This window comes from Nocardiopsis listeri (assembly GCF_020741345.1).
GTDB classification, from domain to species: domain Bacteria; phylum Actinomycetota; class Actinomycetes; order Streptosporangiales; family Streptosporangiaceae; genus Nocardiopsis; species Nocardiopsis listeri_A.
On the sequence record NZ_DYZD01000136.1, the window covers coordinates 1 to 4,952 of the forward strand.

Annotated in this window: 6 protein-coding genes; 1 reads left to right on the forward strand and 5 read right to left on the reverse strand. The window is 69.4% G+C overall.

The window, feature by feature from the left end; translation table 11 throughout:
- Window positions 1–172: 172 nt before the first annotated feature.
- Window positions 173–802, reverse strand: a complete 630-nt coding sequence (locus K8V84_RS07890) for a class I SAM-dependent methyltransferase (RefSeq protein WP_304072398.1) — start codon at window positions 800–802, stop codon at window positions 173–175.
- Window positions 803–950: 148 nt separating this feature from the next.
- Between K8V84_RS07890 and K8V84_RS07895 the strand changes: the two genes are divergently transcribed.
- On the forward strand, window positions 951–1,577 hold the full coding sequence (locus tag K8V84_RS07895) for a restriction endonuclease (protein WP_304072402.1): 627 nt from the start codon (window positions 951–953) through the stop codon (window positions 1,575–1,577).
- A 375-nt stretch (window positions 1,578–1,952) separates the two neighbouring features.
- Here the strand turns inward: K8V84_RS07895 and K8V84_RS07900 are convergent, their stop codons facing one another.
- The 4 genes from K8V84_RS07900 to K8V84_RS07915 all read right to left on the reverse strand — a co-directional run.
- Window positions 1,953–2,153, reverse strand: a complete 201-nt coding sequence (locus K8V84_RS07900; protein ID WP_304072405.1) for a hypothetical protein — start codon at window positions 2,151–2,153, stop codon at window positions 1,953–1,955.
- 119 nt (window positions 2,154–2,272) lie between these two features.
- A complete protein-coding gene (locus K8V84_RS07905; RefSeq protein WP_304072408.1) occupies window positions 2,273–2,437 on the reverse strand; it encodes a hypothetical protein in 165 nt (54 codons plus the stop codon).
- Window positions 2,438–2,518: 81 nt separating this feature from the next.
- Window positions 2,519–3,481 (reverse strand): bile acid:sodium symporter family protein, encoded by a 963-nt coding sequence (locus K8V84_RS07910; RefSeq protein WP_304072411.1) that lies wholly within the window; start codon window positions 3,479–3,481, stop codon window positions 2,519–2,521.
- Between the two features lie 109 nt (window positions 3,482–3,590).
- Window positions 3,591–4,952 (reverse strand): SbcC/MukB-like Walker B domain-containing protein (locus K8V84_RS07915; RefSeq protein ID WP_304072413.1); only part of this gene is annotated, 1,362 nt, incomplete at its 5' end.

Genomic DNA, 4,952 nt, shown 5'->3' on the forward strand with positions numbered 1-4,952 from the left:
TGATCAGCGGTAGTTCAGCACGAAAAAACCCAAGCAAATCGGGCGAAGGTGCTTCTAGGTGCGCTTTCATGCTGATTTTCGGGGCTGGACCATCGATGACAACGCCGTGACCGGAAGCGGCCATCAGTGACCGGTCCGGCCCACCGCCCTGGTGGGGCGGCGGGGCGTGGGGCTACAGGGCGCGCAGGACCACCAGGTTGCAGGTGATGTTCTCCTTGACGTGGTAGACGCTCTGCGGGGTGGACTCCTCCAGGTGTGCCAGGCCGGCCGCTTCGATGGCCTCGACCTTGGCCTTGTAACCGGAGGGTTTCCAAATGCGGTCCAGGACGGTGACGACGATGGGGGCGCCCGGGCGGGCGACGCGGACGAGTTCGTCGAAGGCCTCGGGGCCCACGTGGCCTTCGGTGAGGGTGCCCACGCAGATGACCGCGTCGTAGGAGTCGGCCTCGGCTGGCAGGCGCTGTGTGAGGTCGGCCTTGGCGAGGTCGCGGTAGAGGCCCTTGGCGCGGGCCTTGTCGAGCATGGCGGTGGAGAGGTCGAAGCCGTCGATGACCTGGAAGCCGTGGTCTGCGAGGGCGGCGCCGACCAGGCCGGTGCCGCAGCCGGCGTCGAGGATCTCGACCCGGGGCCGGTCGGTCAGCAGCGAGCGAAGGCGTTCGGCCGCGTGCTCGGGGGCGGCGTAGCCCATGCCCTCGGTGGTGTCGTGTTCGTAGGTGGCGGCCCACTCGTCGTAGGCGCTTTCGGCCTCTTGGGGGCTCTTCAGGGCGTACACACGGTCCAGGATCCTGCGATGTTCGCTCATGCTTCGGCCTCTCTCGTCTTCCAAAGGAAAGGACAGAACACCTCGTTGGCGACCTTATCGGGCAGAGCTGGCGAACGGGGTGGCGAGGGACACAGCGGTGTCTGTCGGTGAGCGGTGAGGTCGGCCGAACACCGGGAAGGTGCCCTCCATGACAGGTATCTCCCCCGACAGTGAGACCAAGGGCCCCCGAGAGTGGCGGCTGGTGTGGCGCCACCGGCACGCAGTGGTCCTGGCCCTGGTCGTGGCTCTGATGGCGGGCGCGTGGGTGGCGCAGAGCGCGGCGCGTCCGATGTTGTGGGCGGCGGGGGCGCTGATGGGCGCGTTCCTGGTCTGGTGGATACGCGGGCGGTGGCTTCGGGCGAGGGAACGCCGGGCCATGGAGCGGGTCGATCTGTCCGAGGTCGACCTGATGACGGGCGTGGAGTTCGAGGAACACGTCGCCATGCTGATGCGGGTGAGCGGCTACACGGCGGTGACCGTGGTGGGCGGCGCCGACGACGGTGGGGCGGATGTGGTGGGGCGCGCTCCGGACGGCCGAGAGGTCGTGGTGCAGTGCAAGCGTTGGAATCACGCGGTGCCGCCCAACGACGTGCGTGCGTTCATCGGCGTGCTGCACAGCGGTTATGAGGGTTACGAGGGGGTCTTCGTGTCCTCGTCGGGCTTCACCGAGGCCGCCGCGGCGCAGGGCGAGGGTCACATGGTGTTGGTGGATCGGGGCGCCCTGGCACGGTGGATGAGCGGTGTGGAGGTTCCGGAGCCACCGCCGAACGTGTGAGGGCCCGCGCCCAGGCGCGGGCCGGGGTCATGTTCTCGCAGGTCAGGTCCGGGTTCTGGGTTTTCGAAAGTTTCCTGTCCTAAACCCTTGGGATACCGGGCCCGTGGGTTGCTTGCGATTCTCGGGAGAGTTCCCGCCCCTTCCTGGTGAGCCAATGGGGGACGGGACGTGTGGGGCTCTCGGGGTTCGGGGGTCCCACGGGCCCCGATCGCGGCGGGGCCGATCCGGTCCGTAGAGCCCCGAGTTTCTCCGGCAGACTCCCGTAGTTGGCACCCCCGTCAGTCACTGACGGGGGTCAGCGGGCTGTTCGGGCCCACCTGGGTCCCGAGGGTCAGGTGGGCGTGGGTCTTCTGGGTTTCATGTCGGCTCCCGGGTTCAGTGGCGGCAGTACGGGGGTTTGCGGGGGCGGGGGATGCGCGGGTGGACGCCCGGGCAGGCCACCGGGGCGCTGAGCCCGGGCGGGGTCGGCGGGGTCGCCCAGACGACGGTGCGCTCGACCAGTGTGAGAGGGGTGTACAGCAGTGTGAACAGCAAGAGCCCGGAGCACGGGGCGAAGAGGCGGAATCGCTCGAACATGTGCCCAGACTGGCAGGGGGAAGGTGAGCGCGCGGCTACTTCGCGTGATCGCCCCGTGTCCGGTTGAGGTCAGGGGTCGTGCGTGTGTCGTGGGAGGTGCCGGGGTAGGACCTCCCACTTCAGCCGAAGACCTCCAGCAGCACCACGATCAGAGCGATGACCAGCATCGCCGCGAAGATGAAGTAGCAGCCCACGTTGCCCGTCGCGCCCGGGTCGCGGGTGGGGCCGCGGTGGATTTCGGTGCGTCCCTTGCCGGGCTTGCGCTTGCTCTTCTTCTTTCCCATCTGTGGATTTTCCGTTCCGGGTCGGGGGATGATCGGAGCCAGAGCCTGGCATGAGAGGTCGAGATCGGGCAAGCCCCGAGGTCAGGCGTGTTCGGGTTCGGTCGGCTCGTCGGCGTCCTTGGGGGTCTTGCGCACCCAGTAGGTGGCCACCAGCGCGCCGGACAGGTTGTGCCAGACCGAGAACAGGGCGCCGGGCAGGGCGGCGAGCGGCTCGAAGTGGGTGGCGCCCAGTGTCGCGGCGAGTCCGGAGTTTTGCATGCCGACCTCGACGCTCAGGGCGCGACGAGAGGTGTCGGGCAGCCGGCCGGCCACGCCCACGAGGTAGCCCAGTCCCAGACCCAGGGTGTTGTGCAGGATGACCGCCAGGCCCAGGAGGAGTCCGGTGCTCAGGACCGCGTCGGCGTTGGCGCCCACGATGCCGGCGACGACGAACACGATGCCGGTGACCGAGACCAGCGGCATGATCGGCAGGACCTTGGACACGGCGCGGTCGGCGAAGGTGCGCAGCAGCAGTCCGCCCAGCACCGGGAGCAGGACGACCTGCAGGATCGAGACGAACATGTCGGCGATCGAGACGTCCAGGGTGGATCCGGCCAGGAGCAGCACCAGGAGCGGGGTGACGAACGGCGCGAGCATGGTGGAGATCGACGTCATGGCCACCGACAGGGCGACGTTGCCGCGGGCCAGGTAGACGATGACGTTGGAGGCGGTCCCACCGGGGGACGCCCCCACCAGGATCATGCCGATCACCAGCTGTGGCGGCAGGTTGAGCAGGTGGGCGATGCCCCACCCCAGCAGCGGCATGATCGTGTACTGGGCGAGCACGCCGAGGACGACGGCCCGTGGGTGTTCGGCGACGATGGCGAAGTCGGCCGGGCGCATCGTCAGCCCCATGCCGAACATGATGACGCCGAGCAGCAGGGACACGTGCGGCGTGATGAGGGAGGCCTGGTCCGGCACGACCAGACCGACCACGGCCCCCAGCAGGACCAGGAGCGCGAACCACCTGCCGACGAAGTCGGCGACCTGCTTGATCATCGTCATCGTGTACTTCTTCCCACGGGGTGTCCGGAGGACTTCCTTCCGGCCGGCAGCACGTTACCCCCCTGGTGATGGGTGTGGAAGCACCGGGCCGCCCGGAGCGCGCCCGGGCTCATGTGGTGGCCTCAGCCTCGGCCAGGAGGGTTCCGGCGGTGGATCGGGGCACGTGTCGGGTCGGGGTGATGCCCAGGAGTTCGGCGGCGAGTTCCTCGTTGCCGGCGAACCCGGCGTCGGCGTCCAGGGTCTGTTCGCCGTCCCAGAGCATGAGCAGGGCGGAGACGGTGCCGCTCGCCTTGTCGTGGTGCATGTCGTAGTGCGCGGCCATGGGGACGCTGTCGTAGTGCACCCACAGGTCGTGACCGGTCATGAACATGTCGAGGTCGAAGGTGACGGTCAGGCCCATGAGCTCGGGCTTGTAGCGGTCGTCGATGCCGGCGAAGGCCTCGTCGAGGGCGACCACGCGCGGGCAGGTGGGGGTGGCCGAGGTGTACAGGGCGTTGGCGGCGGCGAACAGCGGCAGGTGGATGGCGGCGGACTTCTCGCCGCCGGACATCTGTTCGTGCTTGTTCTTGGTGAGGGTGACCTCGTCCTTGCCCGGTACGGCCAGGCGCAGCTCGAACCGGTACCAGGTGCGGTAGTCCAGCACCGCGGACAGCACCTGCTTGTGACCGGCACGGGGGTGGGCGGCGTGGTAGTCGCGGATCATCTGTCGTAGGACGCCGCGCAACTCCCCGAGCCCTCGGGGGCCGAGGCCGTCACCGTCGCGGCCGACCAGGTCGGCGGCCTTGCGCTGGTGGTCGCCGAGTCCGTCGGAGCGGGACCAGCGGATGCCCACCCGGGTGCCCGACGACATGGGGCGGGCGCGGGTGTCGCGGTCCATGGCGCGTACCAGTTGTTTGGCGGTGCGGACGCGTTCGTGGATCTGTTGGGCGATGCCGCCGAGCAGTTCGTCCTCCAGGAGGCCCTGTTCCTCGTCGCGCAGGAGCGCGCCCTGTTCCTGTACGCGTGCGGCCACGGCGCGGGTGAACGCGGAGACGGGGGTGCGTCCGTTCTCGTCGTTGACGTGGACGGTGACCAGGCCGCTGGCGCCGACCTCGTGGTCGACCCGGTAGCCCTCGGCGTCGCCGCCGAGGGCTTCTTGGAAGGTGCGCAGGGCCTGGGACATGCGGGTTCCGGCGCTCTTGAGCTCGCCGTCGGTGACCTTGGCGGTGCCGACGCGTTCGGTGAAGGCGCCCATCACCGCGGCGGCGTCGCCTGGCAGGGTGTCGCGGACCGAGTCGACCTCGCCGGTGAGCAGACGTTCGGCCGCCTTCTCGGGCGCGGGCCACTGGTCGGGGGCGGGCCAGGTGCCGGAGGTGTCCACGTCCAGGACCGCGCGCACGGCGGGTCGGGTGAGCGCGGAGAGGGCCGCGGTGTGTTCGAAGAGTGTGGCCAGGGCTTCGGTCAGCGACCGGCCGCCGCTGTCGCGCAGTGT